The following is a 20,745-nucleotide window of genomic DNA, read 5'->3' as shown; positions in this document are numbered from 1 at the left end:
TCCTAATTGTTCCCTTGCTGTTGGCGTGCCAGCTCTCGGCTCAGGAGGAGGCTCAGCCAAGCTTTCGGGTTCTGGGTTATGGGGATGGGGATTTTCAGGGCATCTTTTTCGAGCGCGAAGGCGTGGAGGGGGACGAGCTCGTCGAATTGGTTTTTGTGCCCGACCGCAAGTCGCGGCCAGTCACGCTGGCTTCGGAACCGGGGCGGCTCTCGTTTTTCGCTCAGTCGCTAAACGCCCGGGGAAAGATTGAAAGGAGAGGGCTGGGCGAGGTCACCTGGCCTGCGGGGGCGGAGCGCGTCCTCGTCGTGTTCCTGCAAAAGGAAAATGGGGGAGATTCACCCCCCGAGTACGACTACCTGGTTTTCGATGAGTCGCCTGCAGTCTGGGGACCGCGCTGCGCTCGCTTTCTCAACCTCACGGGAGTGCCCTTAAACGCCAAGATGCAACGCTTCGAGTTTCCGGTGGAAGTGGGGGCTACCGACATCCTTTGCTTCGAGGGAGAGTACTCTGTGCCAATGACTTTGGAGCTCTCGCTTCCTTGGAAGGGGCGCAAGGAAATCGTCTACTCCGCGCGCTTCGTGGCCGACCAGTACTCGCCAAAGCTCCTCGTGGTAAAGCCGCCTCCGGTGGCAGGATCGTTCAAGGTGGTGGTAGAGACGATCTGGTAAAAACTTGGAGAAAGTGCGCAGGGGTGAAAGCCTAGACTACATGAGCTCAGGACTGGGGCCGATAGAGAAGTCACTCTAAGCTTCGTTGCAAAACGAAGTGTAACCACTCTCGATGCAGCATAAAATCGAAGCTTTCTCAAAAGACGGAGATGCGAGAGTAGCGGCCTCAGCGATGACGGCCACTGCTCTCGCGTCAGCTGCAGGCAGCCCATTCGTCGCGCGGCGGTCCGGCAAGACGGATTGTGGCCGTGTCGTGTTTTTTATTCACGGAACTCCGGGAACCGCTTCCGACTGGGAAGCGGTCTGGCGTGAACTAGCGGAACTTGGTTTCGATTGCGAGAGGGTTGCCCTCGATCGCCTCGGCTTCGGCGAAAATGCGGCTGGCGACTCCCTTGAAGATTGGGAAGGGCAGCTCGCTTCCTTCGAAACGGTCTTGCAGGCTGAGGCTCAAAGCGAGAGGTCGCTTTTCATAGTGGGGCACTCCTATGGGGCAGCCCTCGCGGCGGCTTTGGCCGAGAGGCTTGCGGTGCCTGGGAGGCTCGGGGGATTGGTCCTCGTTGCCGGAGTGCTTAGCCCCGATGAAGTGCAGTGTCGCTGGTATCATCGGCTGTTGCTGATTCCGTACGTTTCCAGGCTATTCCCTCGCCACTACGTGCAGTCGGCCAAGGAAATGTCGGCCGTCACGACATACCTAGCTCAATTGCTCAGGTTTTGGGATCGCTGCAAGGTTCCAGTGACCCTGCTGCATGGCGAGGAAGATCGAACCATCCCGTTCGCAAATTCTGAATACATCGCGTCCCGTCTTTCGGGGCGCAACGCAAAGCTGGTTCCCGTTCCTGGCGGAGGTCATGCCTTGATCCAATCCCACCCCAAACTGATAGCGAAGGAGATCGCAGCCTTGGTCGCAGGCGACTCCGTAGAAAAGGAGAATAAGGCATGAACTCTCGAGGGCAAACCACATGGAAGAAACGAATGGTTACGCTCGCGGTGACGGTATTGGTCGTCGGTTTGATGTACTTGCTGTTTCAGAACCTCTCGAAGTTCGACTACCGCAGTATTTTGCACACGGTGAAGTCCTATTCGGCCTTGTCCATCGGATTGGCGGTATTGTTCACTGCAGTTAGCTATCTATTGATGGGGGGCTACGATTGGTTGGGCCAGCGCTACATCGGCAAGCGGCAGAACTGGAAACGCACCCTGTTGGTTGCCTTCTACAGTTATGTGCTGAGCCTCAACGTCGGCTTGTCCATCGTCAGCTCATCGGCGGTTCGCTACAAGATGTATCAAGGCTGGGGATACAGTCCCAAAGATATCGCGAAGCTGATCGTCTTCGCGTCTGTCAGCTTTTGGTTGGGATTGGCGGTATTGGCGGGAGTCGCTCTCTGCGCTTCTGAAGTGTCCTTCGACGGAGCCTATCCGATCCCGGACGCGCTGGTTCGACCGGTCGGCCTGCTGATGGCCCTAGCGGGGGTAGCTTACGTGCTTGCTTGTCGCTTTTCGAAAAGCGGACTTTCCTTCTGGGGACGACGCTTGGCGTTGCCCGACTGGAAGGCGGGCATCGGGCAGATCGGTATTACCGTAGCGGATACGGTTGCAGCCGCGACGGCCCTCTATTTTCTCATCCCCGACCAGAACCTTAGCTTTTTCGCGTTCACGAGCATCTTCTGTATCGCCTTTTTTGGAGGACTGGTGAGCAGCACCCCTGGCGGTATCGGCGTGTTTGAAACGGTATTCCTGCTGTTTTTGCCCACGAGCGCAGACAACAACGAACTGCTCGCGGCCTTGCTGGTCTACCGGGCTATCTATTTCCTGCTGCCTTTGTTGGTGGCATGTTCGCTCTTTGCAGTGCTGGAGGGTAAGTCCGTAATGGGCGTAGCCGGGCCGCGCATGGCCAAAGCTCAAGGATGGCTCAGCGTGATTGCTCCGCGACTTTTGTCCGCTTTCATTTTCGCAGGTGGGCTGCTGTTGCTGCTCGCCGGTTCCCTTCCGTCCAACACTTTGCACGCTGAGTGGCTAGAGGGCTTGTTTCCGCTGCCCTTGATACAGCTCTCGCACTTCGCGGTCAGCTTGATCGGGCTAGTCCTTCTTTTCTTGGCCTACGGAATCAAGCGGAAGATCGACAGCGCCTACTATCTGACCCTGCTCGTACTTTGCGTGGCAGCTCCGTTATCCTTGTTGCGTGGCGACGGGATAGGAATGGGCCTGGTGCTGGCCGTGATGGCTGGGATCTTGGCCCCTTGCCGCAGGTATTTCTACAGGAAGTCATCGCTTCTGGACCTCAACATGGAATCCGGCTCGGTTCTGGCGGTGCTGCTAGCGGTCGGAAGCTCGATTTACCTCGGCCTTTTTGTCTACCACCATGGTGCCTACGAGGACCAATCGTGGTGGCAGTTCGAGCTTGATGGGGAGAAGCCGCGCTTCCTGCGCACGTCCTTCGGAATCGCTTTGCTCGGATTTTTATTGGCTGGCTACAAGCTCATCCACACCGCCCGTCCAGATGCCGGCGAGCCCTTTTGGAAAAAGCGCGAAGCGGTGGAGCGGATCCTGGCGACCAGCTCGGTCGCTTCCGCGAACCTGGCTCTCATGGGAGACAAGCGATTCTTCTTCAACGAGCAGGAAAGCGCCTTCATCATGTTCCGGATCAGCGGGAAGACATGGGTATCCATGGGTGACCCCGTTGGCGACCCGCAGGCGTTCAAGGAACTGATTCGAGAGTTTCGCGAGACGGCGGCCCGCTTTGGCGGGCAACCCGTGTTTTACCAAGCCAGCAAGGACCATCTCTTCAATTACGTCGACGTGGGCCTACGCCCGGTGAAGGTGGGCGAAATTGCGAGAGTTCGCCTCGCGGATTTCACCTTGGAGGGTTCCAAGCGGCAGAGTATGCGCTCTCGTTTGAAGCGAGCAGCCAAGAAAGGCTGCAGCTTCGAAGTGCTAAGCCAAGCGGATGCCTTACTGGAGATGAAGACGCTGCGGGCGATTTCGGATGAGTGGCTGACAGCCAAGAAGTCTAAGGAAAAGGGCTTTTCGCTCGGATATTTTGACGAAGCGTACCTAGCGAATTTCCGTATCGCGGTGGTTCGGGTCGAGGGTGAAATCGTGGCTTTCACGAACATTTGGGAAACCAAGTCGCGGCAGGAGCTATCGATCGACTTGATGCGTTACACCCACTTGGCTCCACCCAGCGTCATGGAATTTCTGTTCGTCGAGCTGATTCAATGGGCAAAGGCGGAAGGTTTCAGCTTTTTCGACCTCCGAGTGGCGCCGCTCTCGGGAATCACGGTCGGGAACGCCGTGCCCATCGCCCACAAGCTGCTGGACCTGGTTTTCAACCATGGGGAGAACTTCTACGGTTTCCGCGGCATTCGTTCCTACAAGGAGCGCTTCAATCCCGAGTGGGAGCCGATCTACGTGGCAAGCCCGGGAAGCTGGCGATTGCCCTTCGTGACGGCCGACGTTACCCGCGTGGTTTCTTCGCGTCCCGCGAAAGCGAGCGGGGCGGCAGCGTAGGGGAGTTGTCTCTCGGTTTTGTCCTTGCAGCGAGGACGGCGTGGCAGCCGCCCCTCCGCCGGGCTTTCGGAGGGGGAAGCGAAATTTGTTAAAATTGGGGTTGAAACCGGCGGCCAGACCGTCGAGCTTCTCCAACGGCCAGGTCCTATGCGATGCTGGACGGGCGAATCCCGCCAGGACCGGAAGGTAGCAACGGTAGTCGCGTTTCACATGCGCCGTAGGGTGCCTGGCCACCTTTTTTCCTTTTCGCAAGCGTCTTGGGACAAGCCGCCCCACCTGATATTCTCCAGGGTTGCTTCGCACAAGCCGCCCCACCAAGTTTCCCAATCAATGAGCCAAGGCTATCAGGTAATTGCCCGCAAGTGGCGCCCGCAGAAGTTCGACGAAGTCGTAGGTCAGGACCATGTGGTCCGGACTTTGAAGAACGCGATCGAGCAAAATCGCATCGCTCACGCCTACTTATTCGTCGGTCCTCGCGGTACTGGAAAAACAACTACTGCCCGCATCTTCGCCAAGTGCCTCAACTGCGAAGGAGGCCCCTTGGCGGAACCGCCGGAAGATTCCGAAATCTGCAAGGCCATCATGAACGGCACCTGCATGGACGTGCTGGAGATCGACGGCGCCTCCAACAACGGCGTGGAGCAGGTAAGAGCCTTGCGCGAAGACGCCCAGTACGCCCCGAGCCAAGGCAAGTACAAGGTCTATATTATCGACGAGGTGCACATGCTCTCTACCGGCGCTTTCAACGCCTTGCTCAAAATTCTCGAGGAGCCTCCCGAGCACGTGAAGTTCGTCTTCGCGACCACGGAAGCCCACAAGGTTTTGCCAACCATCGTATCCCGCTGCCAACGCTTCGACCTCAAGCCCATTCCCGAGGAGCTCATCCGCGAGCGCCTAGCTCTGATCTGCAAGGCGGAAGGTATCGAAGCGGACGAGGACGCCCTCAAGGCGGTCGCCCGCCTCGCGGACGGCGGCATGCGCGACTCGCAATCGATCCTCGACCAGATGATCGCGTTCTGCGGCGCTAAGATCAGCGAACCGGATGTACTGCAAGTGTACGGACTGGTCAGCGGCGAGCATATCGACGAGCTGGCAAAGTCGATCGCTACTGGCGACCACCCGCGACTTTTGGAGCTAAGCGACCAATTTGACGCTTCCGGACAAGACTTCTACCGGGCGTTGGTGGACTTGCAGGCTCGGGTACGTGCGGCCTTGTTGGAAGCCGTGCGCGGCGGTGGCAAGACATCCAGTCTGGGCGAGGAGCTCAGCACCGAGTCGCTGACGCGTTTGCTCGACAGCCTGCGCCAGAGCGAGTCCGGCCTGAAGTTTGGCCTCAGCGAAAAGGTGAACTTCGAAGTCGCTCTCCTCAAGGCGTCCGAGGAATGTCGGGCCCGCGCTATCGACGGCTTGATCCGCGAGCTTTCCAGCATCGCGGAGGGTTTGCCGGAGACTGCTGACGAAAAAAAAAACGACTGACGGTCCCGGAGCGTAAGCCCTACGTCAGAACGCAAATCGCTCCCGCGCCTGAACGGCTCGCACCTGTCGGAGCGCCGGAGGCCAGCCCTTTCGAGAACCGGGAAACGGAGGCGGACGAGGGCTACATCGATGCACCGAGCGAATTCGACCTAGCCGAAGAGCTTGGCAGCTCCATGCCCGTGCGTGACGAAGACGTAATTCCCGACGACGGCATGGAATTGCCGCCCTTGGAAACGGTCGAAAAGCGTATCCCCGAGAAGACGCGCGTGCTCATGGAGGAGCTCTTTCGAGCCAAGCTGAACAAGGTCCAGCGGGTAAACCCGAAGAAGATCAAGTAAGGGCGGAAATCGTAGCGCTGAACTTCAGCCAGCGAAATCAGAGAAAGGGTCTTGCTCTGCGGACGCTGGCTGAAGCTCAGCGCTACGGGGGACTTAGCTTTCTTTTTCGGGGCGGGGAATTTTGGCGATCCAGCTTCTCAGGGACTTGAGGTCCTCGTCGGTCTCGCTCATTTCGAGGTAGCTTTCGTCTAGGCTGAAGGATGTGAGCAGGTGCGCTTTCGCGGTATCCATGTCTTTGGTACAGCAAGCGTAGCAGCCAAGGTTGTAGTGAATGATCGCTTCTCGGGGAAAGCGCTTGGACGCGTTTTCGAGAATGATGCGTGCCCCCTCGATCCCGCTCGCACGTCGCGTGATGTAGGCGAGGTTAACGAAATTGCCGGGGTCCGAATCGTTTCGCGAGGCGAGGATATTGGCCACGGGCAAGGCGTCCTGCCAGCGTTTAGCTTCCATGAAAATGGCCAGCTGCATTTGCAGGAATTCGGTTCGGGAGGCATAGGTCTCGCCTAGGTTTGCGAGCTCTTGCAAGGCTTCCTCGACCATGCCGAGTTCCCGGTAGCCGTTTGCGTAGGTGAGTGCTTTCTTGAAAAGGATTTGTTCGCGTTCGCTCAGCATGCTGTTGGGCCGAGAGCCTAGGTTTGCTGCTTGGCTTGGCAATTGCGAATCGCACGCAAACGGGCCCAGCCAGAGGCTGGACCCGCCGTGTGTGTTGTGTGTGGAAAACGGATCTCCGAGCGAGGTGACGTTTCTACGCCACGGTCGATTGCCTTGGTCGGCTAGGCCGCGTCGTCTGACTCTGGCTTGCCAGGGCCTCTACGGCCGCCGCGCTCGTGCATTTTCTGCAGGGCTTGCAGGAGTTCCTCGGTATTGAGCTCCCCGTCTCCGCTGGCGTCGAAATCTTCGATCAGTTTAGGAGCGAGCTCTTCGGGAGCAGGGGGGCCGCGCCGCTTGCCCTTTCTGGGGCGGTCGGTGGATTCCTCTCCCTCCGGTCCTTTGCGTCCCATGCGAGGACGATCGCCTTGGCGAGCTGCCATATGCTTTTCTCGGATGCCTACGAAGGCAGCGATGAGTTCTTCCTGATTGAGGCTGTTGTTTTCGTCCACATCGTAGTCGGTGAACATTTCTACCACCACGGCTTCAGGATCTGGTGGCGGCGGAGGTCCTTCGGGGCGAGCGAACAGGGTTGAGCTGAAAAAAGCCGATCCCAAGGCGGCGAGAGTGAGTAGTTGTGCTTTCATTACGATTTTGGTTTTCCGATGTTAATTGTGGTTGCGACGGCGGGTTCGCCGTTCGATTCGATGCTCGGATTAAACCGCGTCGGGATTACCGCTTCATTACCTTCCCCATTACAAAATTGTAATGAATCGTGACCTTGATAGCTGGGGCATTTATTGCAGGATGGCTGTTATGAAGGTATTGCTCGTCGAGGACGAAAAAAAGATTTCCGACTTCGTGCTCAAAGGACTGAAGGAGCACGGTTACGTCGTCGAGTTAGCGGAAGATGGGAATGACGGCTACCTGCACGCAACCACCCAAAGCTACGATGTGGTCGTGCTGGATATCATGTTGCCTGGGAGAGATGGCTTGAGCATTTTGAAGTCGCTGCGGAAGTCGGGCAATACGGTGCCTGTGATATTGGTAACGGCTCGGAGCGAGCTGGATGAGAGACTGGAGGGCTTGAACCTTGGAGCGGACGACTACCTCACGAAACCCTTTTATCTGGACGAGCTGGTCGCTCGCATCCAAGCCCTGCACCGTCGCTCCAGCGGGCAATCGCTTAGCTTGATGCAGGTAGAAGACCTGACCGTGAACCTGAGCACGCGAGAAGTGATGCGAGGCGGCGACTCAGTGGAATTGACGACGCGTGAATTCAATCTGCTCGAATACTTGATGCGTTCCCCCGGCCGGGTGCTGACCCGTACCCAAATCCTGGAACATGTTTGGGGCTACGACTTCGACCCGAGCACTAATGTAGTGGATGTGTGCATACAACGACTACGCAAGAAGGTCGATGCGGGGCAGGAAACGCAATTGATCGAAACGGTGCGTGGGGCAGGGTACCGAATGCGCAAGTCATGAAATCTTTTCGGCTCAGGATTATCCTTTGGACGAGCGTGATCGCGGGCGCCGTGATGTTGGCATTCGGCATTGCGGGAAACCTGGCTTTCAAGCACATCAAGCAGGGGCAAGTGGACGATTTCTTGCGAATCATGGTGGAGCGCGCCCATCCGCCTCCTAGCCACGCTCGCTACTGGAATCGCTTTGGGCCGGAAGCGGTCAAGGAGCTGCAGAAACGCTTTGGCACAGAAGTCTTTATTGCCGCATACGGCAGGGAGGACGTCGGCGAGCAAGCAGCTTCAGAGCTCACCGTGGTTTCATGGGGCCAATTCGAGGAATTGTTTTTGGATCGATCCGCGTTGCCGCGCTCCGAGGGTAGCTACGATCCGTTTGAGGACCGTCCGCGTGGTTCGCCATCCGGTCCCGGCGGCTTCAACGGCAGGGAACGCGGTTTCCGCATGGAGCAGGCGCGTCCCGAGATGCAGTTCCTCTCCTGGGTTCGCGAGGGTGATGGAAGCCATTGGCGTATCGCTGCGGTGAAGCTGAGGGGCTACAACGTGTTGGTAGGGGTCAACTACGAAACGATTCGAGAAGACACGGCCCTAATGCGAAACGCCTTTGCAATCGCGTTCCCGGTTGCTCTAGCCGCTATGGCGGCGTGTATCTGGATTTTTGTTACAAAAGCGATTTCGCCGGTTCGCCGCTTGAGCGATACGATTGCTTCCGTTTCCGCTCAAAGCCTGGCAGCACGAGTGGATAGCTCCGGCGAATACAGCGAGTTCGCCTCTCTTATCGAACATTTTAACGGCATGCTGGAGCGACTGGAACGCAGTTTCACGCAAGCGACCCGCTTCAGCGCGGACGCGGCTCACGAACTGAAAACGCCCTTGGCCATTTTGCAGGGGCAATTGGAAGTCGCCTTGCAGCAGGCCGAGGACCGCAGCGACGCCCAACGGTTGCTAGGGGGGCTTCTAGAGGAAACGCACCGGCTAAAGTCGATTACCCGCAAACTGCTCATTCTTGCGAAAGCCGATGCGGGGACCTTGGAAATCCAAGCGGAACGAGTCGACCTTGCGCAACTGGTAGAGGATGTCGTTGAGCTCGCTCGCGACGACGAGCCGGAGGCCAAGCTGCGTTTTGAGGTTTCGCCGTCGGAGCAAAAGCTGGAGTCGCTGTGCGACGAAACCCTCTCCCGTCAAATCCTCAACAATCTGGTGGGAAATGCCTTGAAGTACCGCATGCCGCGAGAGTCGGTGGTGACCGTTCGCCTCGAGGCGATCGGGGACATGATCGCGGTCGAGGTGGCCAATCGTTGCGAGCCGATGGACAGCGATACCCGCTCGCGACTTTTCGACCGCTTCATCCGTGGAGACGCGGCGCGCAATCGGGCGGTGGACGGAGCGGGTCTAGGACTGAGCCTTTCCTTGGAGTTCGCCAGGGCGCAAGGCGGGCAGCTGTCGATCGTGGGGGACGACCCTGCGGACCTCTTGCGCATACAGCTCCAGCTGCCTGCTTATCGGGGCTCGCGATCAGCGGCGGATTGACCTCGCTGGCGGAGTTCTTTAGGGCTTGGGCGTTTATGAATTCCAAGCTCTCATTGCCCCGCCTTCACGCCTTCGCCCGTCTGCATGCGATTGCTCTTGTCGCGCTTGCTGCTTTCGTTGGCGGACAATTCCTGGAAGCGAAACCCAAGAACAAGTGGAAGTCCGAATACGCTTCCAAATTTGGAGTGATGTCCCCTGGGCCCTCGGGCGCGTTTCGCGTCTACGCCGAGACGACTTACATTTATCGCAACGTCGACAAGGAGTACGTGCACGGGTTCGAGGTGACTCGAAAGGATCAGCAACGGTTTATGGGATATTTCGAGATCCGCTTCCCTGAACCCATCCGCGTAACGCCTGAACTGGAAAAAGCGTTCACTGTCATGGAAGGCGGGAAGTTCATCCGCTCCAACTCTGAAATCCACTGGAAGATTTACTCCAGCCCCTTCTGGTTCTCCGAGGACGACCCGCTCGGGCAGTACGAGCTGACGATCTATATAGATGGGGAAGTGTACCGCACTGTGAAGTACGATGTGGTGCCCTTCGAAAGCGGCCTCACGTTCTAGAGGCAGCCGATGGGCTCGCTAAGCCCGACGAGTTATGGGACGTTGGGTTTTTACAAGTTTTGTAAGATGTCTGCTTGTTCTTACAAAACAAGGGACGGCTGATGTCTTATCGTACGATTTTTTACCTTGCCTAAGTCTTTGCTGCGCAGGTGCGTAACTGGGATTTAACGTTGCATCTTCGGCTTCGGGTATGCCGCTTGCTTACTCGAGGCCAGAACATCGCGATGAAAAAGACCTCAGTTACTCTCTTAGCAGCTTCAATTCTCAGCCTTGCCCCGATTGCTTCGGCTGTTTCGTTCCAGGACTTGACCTACGGCTACGACGTATTCGTCAGGGGAGATGCGACCTTGGATGGCGCCAGCATCCACGGATCGATCGCCACTGGTGGTAGCTTGATCTTGGACGGAAACCAAAGCCTTTTCAGCAGCCGTCCCAACATCAGCGATTACGTGATCGCCTCGAAGCAGATCGAACTGCTCTCCACCGGGAACGGCGGGCAGATGGCCTCGAATTTGGACACGAATGCGATCCGCGTCGAAAGCTTGTCGGCAGGACAGAGCATCGATGCCTCCGGATTTAATGACGCGAACACGGGCAAGAAAATCAACTTTCAGCCTCCGCAAACAGGATCTGTCGGCTCCCTCGGCATCGATTTTTCGAGCTCGTTTTCCGCCTTTTCGGCTCTTTCCAACGCGCTTAAGAACACGGCGGCTACCCTGGACCTAGACACCGACATTCCAGACAAGAACAACTGGAACTACGCTTTGGGGACGAGTGGCATGGTAGACGTTATCAGCCTGACCGCCGCAGAGCTCCTGACGATCAAGAGCCTCAACTTCACCGCTTTGGCCGGAGCGACCGATAAGCTTATCATCAACGTCGACCTCACTGGTTTTGCGGGAACGCTCTCCAACACGCAAAACGGCGAAGAAGCAGCCGACCACATTCTCTGGAACTTCTACGGGAACAGCTTCGTGAACCTGGAGAACCAGTTCGTGGGGTCCATTCTCGCCGTCGATACCAGCGTCAACCACCACAACAATCAAATCAAAGGCATGGTGGTGGCCGATTCCTTCAACAAGTCGGGGGGACAGGTACACGTTCATCGGATCGAGCACGACATCCCGGAAGTGCCCGACACCGGTTCCACTGCTCTGATGACGGCGATCGCATTGCCTATGCTGGCTCTCTTGCGACGCAAGCTGCGCTGAAATGATCGATTGGTAGTCGTAGGGGCGAGACAAGTACAAGTCTCGCCCTTCTTGTATCCATTGGATCAGGACGTCAATTCGATGACTGTGATTTCTGGAGGGGCGAACAAGCGAAGCTGCGGGCCCCAGGACCCTGTCCCGCGGGAGAGGTAGAGAAACTGATCGGGAGCGAGCTCCGAAAGTCCAGGTTTCGCTTTGTAGGCGATTTTGGTGAGCAGATGAAACGGGGCGATTTGTCCTCCGTGGGTGTGTCCCGAAAGCTGCAGGTCGAATTTCCCGACAGATTCGGCATCGAAATCGGGTCGGTGTTTCAGCAGGAGGTGGAAAGGGATTTGAGACAAGGTATTCAAGGCCGCCTTTTCGTCCGGCCGCTGAGGGGAAGCGGGGTCCTCGACTCCAGCGACCGTGAGGTACTCGTTGACAGCCTGCGATCGGTTCCGCAGCAGGGAAAATCCCGCAAGCTCAGTGAGAGACATCGCTTCTTCCAAGCCGGCGTAAACCTCGTGGTTTCCAGAGATCGCAAATTTTCCCAGCGGAGCCTCGAGTTCTCTGAGGCTATCGACGAAGGGGGCCATTAATTCGAGGTAGCCATCGAACAAGTCTCCGGTGGATACGACCAAATGAGGTTCGTGCAGGTTAATGGACTGCACGATTTTTCTGGTCCGCTTCAATGAACTGCTGTCGCCGAGGTGCAGGTCTGAAATTTGGGCGATCCGGATCGGCTTGCGAAGCCCCTTCAGTTTCGGACTCCGCAGAGTGACTCGCTTGACGTGCACCCGTCTTGCTTCATAGGCGGCCCAAGCGCTGAGCGACACGGTGAGAATTGCGATTCCCAGGAATTGGGAACGGTCTGAGTAGCCGAGACCGATCAACTGCCCAAGGTCGCTGAGGCAGGTCAGGCTGAAGGCGATCCCGCTGATGCCTAGCCAAGAGTAGCCGATCCAGGAGAAAGGGAGGGATAGGGCAAGTCGCTTACGCCTCTCCAAATAGATAGCCGCGAAGAGCGACAGGAAGAGAAGGGTGAGCGAAGTGGCGAAGAAGACAGCGAGGGCCGGGAAGGCATTGGCTGCCGTGCGAAAGAGGTAGTAGTTGATGAGCCCGAGTATTAGCGGGACCAATACAAAAAACATGACGCGTCAACAAGCCCTAGCGCCACGCCTCGGCGAGCAAGGCTTCCATAGCGGCGAAAGCCCTCTGGGAGCTGATCGCGTTGTAGCGGGCACCGTCGGAGTTGGCCTCCGGATTGGTGAAGCTGTGCACGGTGTCGCTGTATTGCACCAGCTGCCAGTCGACGTTCGTGCCTTGCATGGTTTTAACGAATGTTTCGACGTCTGACTGTGGCACGTAGGGATCGTCCGCTCCGTGGAGCACCAGGACCTTGGCTTGGGTGGAAGCCGCATCCTCGGCGAGGGTCGGCGAAAGTAGATCGCCATGGAAGCTCACGATCGCATCGAGCTCTGCCCCGCTACGGCCAAGCTCAAGAACGGTGCCGCCTCCGAAGCAAAAACCGATGGCAGCGACTTTATTGGCGTTTAGCCCTAGTTCCTTGGCTTCCGACTTAAATACCGACAAGGCTTTCGCGGAACGAGCCCTCATTAGATCACGGTCTGCCCTCACCGCTCCAGCGGCTGCACCCGCTTCCTGTCCGTTGCTCGGGCGCGTCTGCACGCCGTACATGTCGACCATCATCACGATGTACTTGTCGCTCGCCACTTTGGCAGCCTTTTGCAGCGAGCCCTCGGTAGGGCCCATCCAATTCGGAACCATCAATATGCCAGGCTTGGAACTGTCGCCGTCCTTTGAATACACGATGGTGCTTTCGAACGTTGTTCCGTCCAGTTGGTAACGCACGGTTTTGCTTTGAAAGTTGGCCTTGGCGAAGAGGCTTGCTGAGATTGAGAGGAGAATCGGAAGAAGAAGGATTTTTTTCATAGGCAGTCGTTTTCAGTGCAACGATCTCTGGAGGCGCGAGATTGCGCAGCTACCATGCGTGCTCGTTCCAACCATGAGCAGCATGCCCTAGCCCTGGGTGATTGCAAACTGCTGGCAGAGAAACGGAAGCGCCTCCACGAGGGAGGAAAATTCACGATCTACGCGGCTCCGGGAGACGGCGTCGTGGGGGCACATGTCAGGGATGAGCACGGTGTACATGCCTGCTGACTTAGCCGATTGGATGCCGTTCACGGAGTCTTCGAAAGCGATGCATCGAGCGGGCGAGAGACCGAGTTTTTCGGCCGCTAGAAGATAGGGCTCCGGATGCGGCTTTCCATTGCTGACCTGATCGCCTGTCACCGTGGCGTCGAAGCACTTCAAAAGGTCATGGTGCTCCAGCTTCTTAGATGCGTAGCGAAAAGAGGACGAAGTCGCCAGCGCTTGAGGGATGGGAGAGCGAGCAATCGTTTCCAAGCACTCTTTTGCTCCCGGCTTCAAGGGGGGGCCGTCGGCTATCAGTTGCTCGTAGCTGGCCCCCGCAGCCTTCGTGAGGGCGTTGACATCGATTCCTTCGCCCAGATCTTGAAGCAGCTTAGCTTGGATGGCTCGGGCGTTCATGCCGATGAGCGACTGGAAGAGCTCCAGGTCGATAGTCGCCCCGATGGACTTTGCTCCCGCTTGCCAGGCGAGAAAGGAAAGCCGTTCGGTATCAAATATCAGACCGTCCATATCCCAGACTATTGCGTCGAATGCGGAGTTTCCACTCATAGCCCCCGAGGAAGCTGAAAATGAGGGTTCCTACAACTCCAAACCTTGCCATGATCCACGGTTCATCATAGAAAGCTTCCTACTGGAATCGTAGTTATGACAAGACGAGCTTCATCGAAACACTCCTGGCGCAAACGACTCGCTATCACGGGCCTAGTCCTTTTCACGCTTTACATTGCCTTTGGTATTTGGGGCGTTCCTGCGATCCTGAAATCGCAAATTCAAGGGCTTGGAAGCGAGACGCTTGGACGTGATGTGCTTTTGGAAAGAGCGACCTTCAATCCCTTCAGCTTGGAAGCGAAATTGTACGGTTTGTCGGTCGGTCCTAGAGAGGGTGAAGCAGGCAATCTGCTGGAGATTGCGAAGCTCTCCGCCAATCCGCAATTAGCGAGTGTTTTTGGTACCATCACCCTGAAGTCTGTGGAGATCAACGATGCCGATGTTTGGGTTGCCGTGGATCCCAGCGGATCTTTCAGCTTTCAAGATATCCTAGATGCTCAGGCAGCGGCTCCTCAAGCCGAGACGGATAGCGATTCTTCGGTTCCTTCTGTGATCGTGAGAAACCTCTCGCTCGAGAGCTTAAGGTTTCACTACAAGGATGCCAGCCTCGCGACGCCTTACGAGGAGACTTTGGCAATCGATCGGTTCCACGGGCGCGATATCGGTACGGTGGAAAAAAGAGGTATCAGCGAGGCAAATACAGCTGAGGCTGCTTTCCATTGGGATTTCGACGGAGAATTGTCAACGGGGAGCGGAGCCGCCCTAAAAGTTAGCGGAGGGGCCCTTAGCCTGGCTCCTTGGCATTTCAAGATTAAGACTGAACTTCTCGGCTTTCCGTTGCGGAGCTTACAGCCCTTTGTCGATGAAGCCGTAGAAGCTGAGGTCGCTGGTACTTTTGGTTTTAAGCTTACGCAGAATGTTGAGCTAAGCGAAAGTGGCGCAACGATCACGGTAGCGGGAGATATCGGAGTCGAAGGGGTGGAGGTTTCGGATGAAGTCCAGACCTTTGCGGTTTGGCAAACGCTGAGGCTGGAGGGTATCCAGCTTAACGCTCGAGAAATGGAGCTCGCAGTTGAACGCATCGCCTTGGAGGCACCAGCTTTCGAGTCGGTTCTGCTTCCAGACGGCAGCCCCAGACTTCCGGCGCTGAAAAGCGAGGAGGCGGTTGCCAGCAGCTCCTCCGGCGAGGACAAGGCAACTGCTGGCAACTTTAAAGCGTCGATTGATTCCGTAGTTGTTTCTCAAGGACGATTGAGTTTTGAAGATCAAAGCCTTTCCGATCCGTTTGAAACTGAGATCGAAAACATTGAGCTCTCGCTCTCCGCCTTGCAGGCCGCTCAAGTCGATGGCGCTTACGACGCGTCTGGAGCGCTCACCCTGGCGCTGAATGCCCTTGGAGGAAAGCTGGAGCTTGATGCTGCTTTGGAGTCGCTGCAAGGCCTCTCGAAGGCCTCTCTGACCATGGAGGGCGTGGAGCTGCGGCACGCTCAGGCTTACGTGTCGGAATTCGCTCATGCCCGAGTGGAAGACGGCGTACTTGGAATGCAGATCGATGCCGCATTGAATGCCTTCGAAAATCCGGTTGTGACGGGCTCGCTCGAGTTGGAGAAGCTTTTGCTGAAGGAATCGAAATCCGAGAAGGAAATCGCTTCGCTTGCGAGCCTGATGGTGAAGGGGGTCGATTTTCGGGGCGAGGACGTTACGATCGAAAGCGTGACGCTCGTAGAGCCATTGATCGCAACGTGGCAAGACGAGGCCGGCATCAATCTACAGCGCATCGCTAAAATCGAGCAGGAGGTGGAGCAGAAGGCGGAAGCGGTTGAGGAGAGCACCGGTTTGCGGTTCCGGCTCGCCCGCTTGGAGTTGAAGTCTGCTGGGGCTGGTTTTGTGGATACAACCCTTGTCTCGACTCATAATAGCCGATTGAGCAATTTCGATTTACTGGTGGAAGGAGTCTCTACCTCGTCGGACGAATTGGCGAATTTCAATTTCTCAGGTACAGTGGACGGGAGCGCTCGAATCGCTGGCAAAGGGAAGTTGAATATTGCGGATCCAGGTAAGTACCTCGACCTCGACATGAGCTTTCGTGGATACGACCTCACTTCAACGAGCCCTTACTGGGCAACGTATTTGGGGCGCAAACTATCGAAAGGGCAGTTTGAGATTATTTCTCGCTACGAAGTACGCGACGATCGCTTGGAAGGAAGCAACGATTTCAAAATTGACCAGCTAACGCTGGGAGAAAAAGTCGAAAGCGAGCGGGCTATCAATCTGCCGTTGGGCTTTGCCATCAATCTGATGAGAGATCCCAGCGGCATGATTTCTTACAACGGCTTGCCTGTTTCAGGTGATCTCTCGGACCCTCAAGTTAAACCTTGGGGCTTGGTCGGTAAGGCTTTCCGTAACTTGATTTTGAATGCAGTCGCATCGCCATTGAAATTTCTCGCTAGATTAGCGGGAGGGAGAGAGGACTTAGATTCGATCGCTTTTGCAGTATCGGAAGTCGAACTGGATTCGGTAGCAATGGACAAGGTAACAGCCCTTCGAAAGCTTCTGGTCGAACGCCCGGGCTTGAAGCTTGAGGCGAGCTTTTTACCGGATCCTGCGGAAGAGCAGTATTTAAAAGATCAATACTTGATGCACACGTTAGCTAATCCCCAGTTTCAAGTTGTGAGCGGGCTAGACTTGCTGCAGCCAGTTGACCGGGAGGCCCTGCGGGCTGCCGTTGAGAGCCGCTACGCTGAGATTCAAGCCGCCTCCGTAACAGAAGGGATGGAAGCGGGCCAAGGCGTTGAAGCGTCCGAGGACGATGCTGTCACCGTGGTCGAGGCGACTCCGAAGGGAACCGAATCCGCAGAATCGAACACGGGATTGGTAAAGCGACTCGCTCGTTTTATTGGATTCGGGAAGAAAGATAATCCTTCGCCTCAAACAAATGTTCAGCCCAAGCTCGCCTCCGCACCGTCGGAAAGTGTTTCGGACCTTGGCAAAGCGGAATCGAATCCAGTGGAATCGGTGAGCTTTGAAAAAATGCTGGCTGCAGTGGTCGAAATGACTCCAGAAGTAAGCCTTAGCAGTAATTGGATTGAGGACCTCTCGGAGGAACGTATCAGGAATTTTAAGACAGCTCTCTTGGAGGATGGAGAAGTCGAGGCAAATCGTATCTTTTCGACCGCGCTTGACGAGGCCGAAGCTTCTGGCGAATCGGGGGCATTGATCATTCGACTGACAGACTGACCTTTCGTAGCGGACTGCGCAGGATGAGATGAGTGCGGGAAAAGAAGCTACTGGCTCAGCGTGGACGAAGTGGAATCCGCCACATTCTTCGTCACCGTCCCGTCCGCCTAGGCGGACGGTCAGCGCACGAACTGTTTAAATTCCGTAAGCTCGATCGATGTGGTGTGTTGCGAGAAGGCTGCGAACGCGCTCGGACAGGGCATCTTTGGATACGACCCCTGTATGGCGAAAGTGAATACGGCCTTCTTGGTCTACGATCATTAGGGTAGGGATTGATTCCGCTTGTCCGAAGGTTTCGACGATGGACGGAGTTACCCGAGCGATACGGTAGTTGATTCCGGCGGATTCGGCAAAAGCTGCGAGGTCCTTGTGAGCTTCGTCGACGGAGAGGCCTACGATTTCTACGTCGCTTGTCGCGAATTCTTTTCTCAAGGCGATGAGGTCCGGGATCTCGGACTTGCATCCTCCGCACCAGGTAGCCCAGTAGACAAGCACACCGACTTTGCCGTCGAGATCGTTGCTGGAAAAGAGCTTTCCTTCGGTATCGACGGTGGACCAGTTCACCTTCTTCTCGGCTGGTTCCTTTTCCGCGACGACCGCAGTTTCCTCCTCGCTGAAAGCTCTGTCGGTCAAATTGGACACAACGCAGCTCGGGCAGTCGTCTGTACCGAGCCTGATGCCGATCCAGAACGCTGCTATCGTAATGAGTACGATTGTTGAACAGTGGCGTTTAAAGAAATCCATTCGATGCGTTTTGAACTATGCCAGAGAAACGACTCTGCCAAGGGAGTGATTTCGGCAATTTTATTGCATCGACCAATCGTCGCCTCTCTTTACAGTCAAGGCTAAGTTCCTGATTGCCTTATCCTTGCGTCGCAGGTCCGTAAAGAGGCAATAAGTTTTCCTGTCGCAGCCAGCCAGATTCGCCGTTTGGCAGCTCGATTTTCACCCAGCCGAGAAAGCTCTTCTGCCGTGTCACGATGGTACCTTCTGCGACCACGCTTGAAACCTGCTCGGCCTGCAGGTCCGTTGGGATTGAAAGCAAGGGGGCTTCGGCGACGACCAAAATAGAATCGGGTTCGCCGAGAGCCTCGTACTTGGACAGGGCCCATGCTGAAAAGTAGGCGAAGAGGCCGCTCAGCACGGCGAGCACCAGCAGGTAGGCTGAGGCGCGGCGAAGCGGCTTGACGTAGATGGTCAAGATCGCTGCGAAGAGAAGGAACCCGAGGGCCCAAATCGCTTGCTGCGATAGCGTTTGCCAAGCGGAGGGGGAACGTAGGCGAACGATGCGGTACAAGCCCTCGCCCTCGATCAGGGACTGCAACACTGGATCGTAGGCAGAGGTGTTTTGATGGGCGATTCTTAGATTCCAAGCCACGTTCTCGTCGCTGGGATCGAGGCAAAACGCGCTGGTCCAGTATGCCCAAGCGCGCGGCCAGTCGCCCATCTGGGCGAACGCCAAGCCAGCGTTGTAGCGGTGCTCGACCACTTGGGGTTCGGAGTCCAGGGCGCCGAGCCATTGGGCGGCGGCCTGCTCGAACTTACCTTGCTGGTAAAGCTCTGCCGGCTCCAAGTCATCGATTTCCTGGGCAATGCCTGAATGTGGATCGACGAGGGCAATGCAGGATAGAGCAATGGCCGGGAACCAGGACTTCACGCGAAATACCGAGCTTGGCTTGTAGTTCTTTCCCGGGCACATGCCAACGGCGAGCTTCTGTAGGCGTTCCCATTCTTTTTGGTCGATGTTGCCTCTGCCAAAAAGGAGCTGGTCGGACAACTCCCAGGCTTTGCTCCAATGCTTGGCGAACTCCTCGTTGCGCAGTGTCTTGGCAGAATTGAAAATTTCCAGCGGCGTCGGTTCGAGAGCTCTCACTGCAAAGTAGCGGCTGGCTGCATCTCGCCACCTACGATGGTGCTGCTTTTGTTGCTCGAGATCGCTGGGTGAGGCCAGTCGGCTGAGCTTGCGCAGTTGGCGCAGGGCGCGTCGTTCAGGCCTGCGAGGATCGACCAAGATGCTTTGCAGCATGGCCAGGACCAGCCATCCCGCGATCGGAGCGCTGACAGCCAAGAGCGTCGGCCTGAGCAGGGAGAACTTCTCGCTGGGCGCCTTTGCGCTACGCTTCGATACTTGCGGATCCTTGAGAAGTTGGGGTGGCTTTTGAAAGGTATTTTGGCCGGAGGGATTGAGGTCGTAGCTCGGAGTTTCGCCCGAGAACTGATCCGCGCTAGGCGCCCCCGCCTCGGCGGGAGTGGCCGTGCCCTGGGGGGATTGCGGAACGGCGGGAGTCACGGTCACGGTGCGAGAGGGCAGGCTGATCGTCTTGTAGGTTTCCTCCTGCGGGTCGAAATAGGTGTATTCCAGCGGTCCGAAATCGAAGGTTCCAGCCTCTGTGGGGATCAGCACGATGTCCTCGCTTTGGCTGCCGCTAAAAAGGTTGTCTTCGCTGAACTCGTTGTTGATCTCCGGCTGAATCGCTTTGAAGCGACTGGAGACGGAACGGGCTGGAACGCCAATGCCTGCTGGCCAATTGCCCGTGCCTTTGAGCTCCAAGGTCCATGTCACCGGTTCGCCAACCTGTACTTGTTCGGGCACTACGCGCGAATCCAGCTCGAATTGACCGACGGCACCTTTGAAGGATGCGGGAGCCCCTTCCGGCAAGGGAAGGATCTCTAGAGCGAAGGGATCGCTTTCGATGATAAAGGAATCGTAGACCGCCTCTTGAAAGATGTTACGGCGGCGGCCGATCACGACTGTCGCTTCCTGGGTAGCGGAGGGCAGTTGCTTGATGCCCGGCGAGGTCGCGATGGCTTTGGTCGTGTACAGCTTTATCAGGTAGGGGGAGCCTTGATAATTAACACGGCTCACTTGGCCATCTACCAAGCCACCGCTCACTATTTCGGTAGGATTCCATTCCGGCACGGAAAGGTCGGCAAGCTGATACTCCTCCTTGGCTCCAGCGACGTATTCCAATTCGAAGACTTCGCCGACGTAGATCTTGTCGTCTCGGTTTTGAAAAAGAGAAACGAAGACTTCATCCGGGCTGACGCCGCTGTTGCCCACGGTGGCTTCCACTACTTCGAAGCGGGCGGCTGTTACTTGCATTTCACCCTCTGAAGTCTGTACGCGAATACTGGGCAGGGTAACGGTTCCGAGCCTCAATGGAGTTGCTTGATAGTTGAGGATGACTTTTGAGCTGCGGCGACCGTTGATAATGTTGGTTGAACTCGATTGGCCGCGAAAGCGGAGGTCCAGGCCACTGATTTCCGGGAGTTCCGGTTGCCCTTCGGGTTGGCAGGAGTCGAAAAAGAGGTCGATGGCGTTGGACTTGCCTTGCTGCAGCGTGCCGCTGCTGGGAGACCAATAGACTGATTGAGCCCAGATTGTGGATACGCAGCCGGATACGGCGGCGAGGACGATTAGAAGTTTAGCTAGAGGGAAACGCATG

General features: G+C 56.6%; 17 protein-coding genes and 1 other RNA gene. 11 read left to right on the top strand and 7 right to left on the bottom strand.

Translation table 11 applies throughout. From position 1 onward, the window contains the following. Nucleotides 1-20 precede the first annotated feature (20 nt). The 6 genes from IEN85_RS09385 (at nt 21) to IEN85_RS09360 (ending at nt 5,989) form a co-directional block, all read left to right on the top strand. Nucleotides 21-668 carry a hypothetical protein gene (locus tag IEN85_RS09385; protein WP_191616837.1) on the top strand — a complete coding sequence of 216 codons (648 nt, stop codon included), beginning with the start codon at nt 21-23 and terminating at the stop codon, nt 666-668. 112 nt (nt 669-780) lie between these two features. Continuing rightward, nucleotides 781-1,608 (top strand): alpha/beta fold hydrolase, encoded by an 828-nt coding sequence (locus IEN85_RS09380; protein ID WP_191616836.1) that lies wholly within the window; start codon nt 781-783, stop codon nt 1,606-1,608. After that, nucleotides 1,605-4,175, top strand: coding sequence for a bifunctional lysylphosphatidylglycerol flippase/synthetase MprF (gene mprF / locus IEN85_RS09375; protein ID WP_191616835.1), 2,571 nt, complete (start codon nt 1,605-1,607; stop codon nt 4,173-4,175). The genes IEN85_RS09380 and mprF overlap by 4 nt, the downstream gene beginning before the upstream one ends. Before the next feature lie 136 nt (nt 4,176-4,311). Then, an RNA gene (gene ffs, locus IEN85_RS09370) (signal recognition particle sRNA small type) lies at nt 4,312-4,410 on the top strand. Nucleotides 4,411-4,505: 95 nt separating this feature from the next. Further along, nucleotides 4,506-5,651, top strand: a complete 1,146-nt coding sequence (gene dnaX, locus IEN85_RS09365; RefSeq protein ID WP_191616834.1) for a DNA polymerase III subunit gamma/tau — start codon at nt 4,506-4,508, stop codon at nt 5,649-5,651. A 173-nt stretch (nt 5,652-5,824) separates the two neighbouring features. Then, nucleotides 5,825-5,989 carry a hypothetical protein gene (locus IEN85_RS09360; RefSeq protein ID WP_191616833.1) on the top strand — a complete coding sequence of 55 codons (165 nt, stop codon included), beginning with the start codon at nt 5,825-5,827 and terminating at the stop codon, nt 5,987-5,989. Between the two features lie 93 nt (nt 5,990-6,082). Here IEN85_RS09360 and IEN85_RS09355 read toward each other — a convergent pair whose 3' ends face one another. Next, on the bottom strand, nt 6,083-6,601 hold the full coding sequence (locus IEN85_RS09355) for a tetratricopeptide repeat protein (protein WP_191616832.1): 519 nt from the start codon (nt 6,599-6,601) through the stop codon (nt 6,083-6,085). A gap of 161 nt (nt 6,602-6,762) precedes the next feature. Beyond that, nucleotides 6,763-7,224, bottom strand: coding sequence for an EF-hand domain-containing protein (locus IEN85_RS09350; protein ID WP_191616831.1), 462 nt, complete (start codon nt 7,222-7,224; stop codon nt 6,763-6,765). A 169-nt stretch (nt 7,225-7,393) separates the two neighbouring features. Here IEN85_RS09350 and IEN85_RS09345 point away from each other — a divergent pair, with 169 nt between their 5' ends. The 4 genes from IEN85_RS09345 (at nt 7,394) to IEN85_RS09330 (ending at nt 11,362) form a co-directional block, all read left to right on the top strand. Then, a complete protein-coding gene (locus IEN85_RS09345; protein ID WP_191616830.1) occupies nt 7,394-8,065 on the top strand; it encodes a response regulator transcription factor in 672 nt (223 codons plus the stop codon). Further along, nucleotides 8,062-9,588, top strand: coding sequence for an ATP-binding protein (locus IEN85_RS09340; protein ID WP_191616829.1), 1,527 nt, complete (start codon nt 8,062-8,064; stop codon nt 9,586-9,588). Before IEN85_RS09345 ends, IEN85_RS09340 begins: the two co-directional genes overlap by 4 nt. 35 nt (nt 9,589-9,623) lie before the next feature. Further along, entirely contained in the window at nt 9,624-10,151 is a 528-nt protein-coding gene (locus IEN85_RS09335) for a hypothetical protein (protein ID WP_191616828.1), read from the top strand. 224 nt (nt 10,152-10,375) lie between these two features. Beyond that, complete coding sequence (locus IEN85_RS09330) at nt 10,376-11,362, top strand: VPDSG-CTERM sorting domain-containing protein (RefSeq protein ID WP_191616827.1); 987 nt, start codon at nt 10,376-10,378, stop codon at nt 11,360-11,362. A 65-nt stretch (nt 11,363-11,427) separates the two neighbouring features. Here the strand turns inward: IEN85_RS09330 and IEN85_RS09325 are convergent, their stop codons facing one another. The 3 genes from IEN85_RS09325 to IEN85_RS09315 form a co-directional block, all read right to left on the bottom strand. Continuing rightward, nucleotides 11,428-12,492 carry a metallophosphoesterase gene (locus tag IEN85_RS09325; RefSeq protein WP_191616826.1) on the bottom strand — a complete coding sequence of 355 codons (1,065 nt, stop codon included), beginning with the start codon at nt 12,490-12,492 and terminating at the stop codon, nt 11,428-11,430. A gap of 16 nt (nt 12,493-12,508) precedes the next feature. After that, nucleotides 12,509-13,294, bottom strand: coding sequence for a dienelactone hydrolase family protein (locus IEN85_RS09320; RefSeq protein ID WP_191616825.1), 786 nt, complete (start codon nt 13,292-13,294; stop codon nt 12,509-12,511). An 87-nt stretch (nt 13,295-13,381) separates the two neighbouring features. After that, complete coding sequence (locus tag IEN85_RS09315; protein ID WP_191616824.1) at nt 13,382-14,062, bottom strand: HAD family hydrolase; 681 nt, start codon at nt 14,060-14,062, stop codon at nt 13,382-13,384. Nucleotides 14,063-14,158: 96 nt separating this feature from the next. On the opposite strand from IEN85_RS09315, the gene IEN85_RS09310 reads away from it, so the two are divergent. Beyond that, nucleotides 14,159-17,299, top strand: coding sequence for a DUF748 domain-containing protein (locus IEN85_RS09310; RefSeq protein ID WP_191616823.1), 3,141 nt, complete (start codon nt 14,159-14,161; stop codon nt 17,297-17,299). A 135-nt stretch (nt 17,300-17,434) separates the two neighbouring features. On the opposite strand, the gene IEN85_RS09305 is transcribed toward IEN85_RS09310, so the two are convergent. Further along, nucleotides 17,435-18,043, bottom strand: coding sequence for a TlpA family protein disulfide reductase (locus IEN85_RS09305; RefSeq protein WP_191616822.1), 609 nt, complete (start codon nt 18,041-18,043; stop codon nt 17,435-17,437). Nucleotides 18,044-18,161: 118 nt separating this feature from the next. Continuing rightward, nucleotides 18,162-20,744: a BatD family protein gene (locus IEN85_RS09300; RefSeq protein WP_191616821.1), complete on the bottom strand. Its 2,583-nt coding sequence runs from the start codon at nt 20,742-20,744 to the stop codon at nt 18,162-18,164. Nucleotide 20,745: the final 1 nt, after the last annotated feature.

It is taken from the genome of Pelagicoccus enzymogenes, assembly GCF_014803405.1.
Classification (GTDB): Bacteria; Verrucomicrobiota; Verrucomicrobiia; order Opitutales; family Opitutaceae; genus Pelagicoccus; species Pelagicoccus enzymogenes.
The sequence above is the reverse complement of the archived record's forward strand: the minus strand, read 5'-3'. Positions and strand labels throughout refer to the sequence as shown.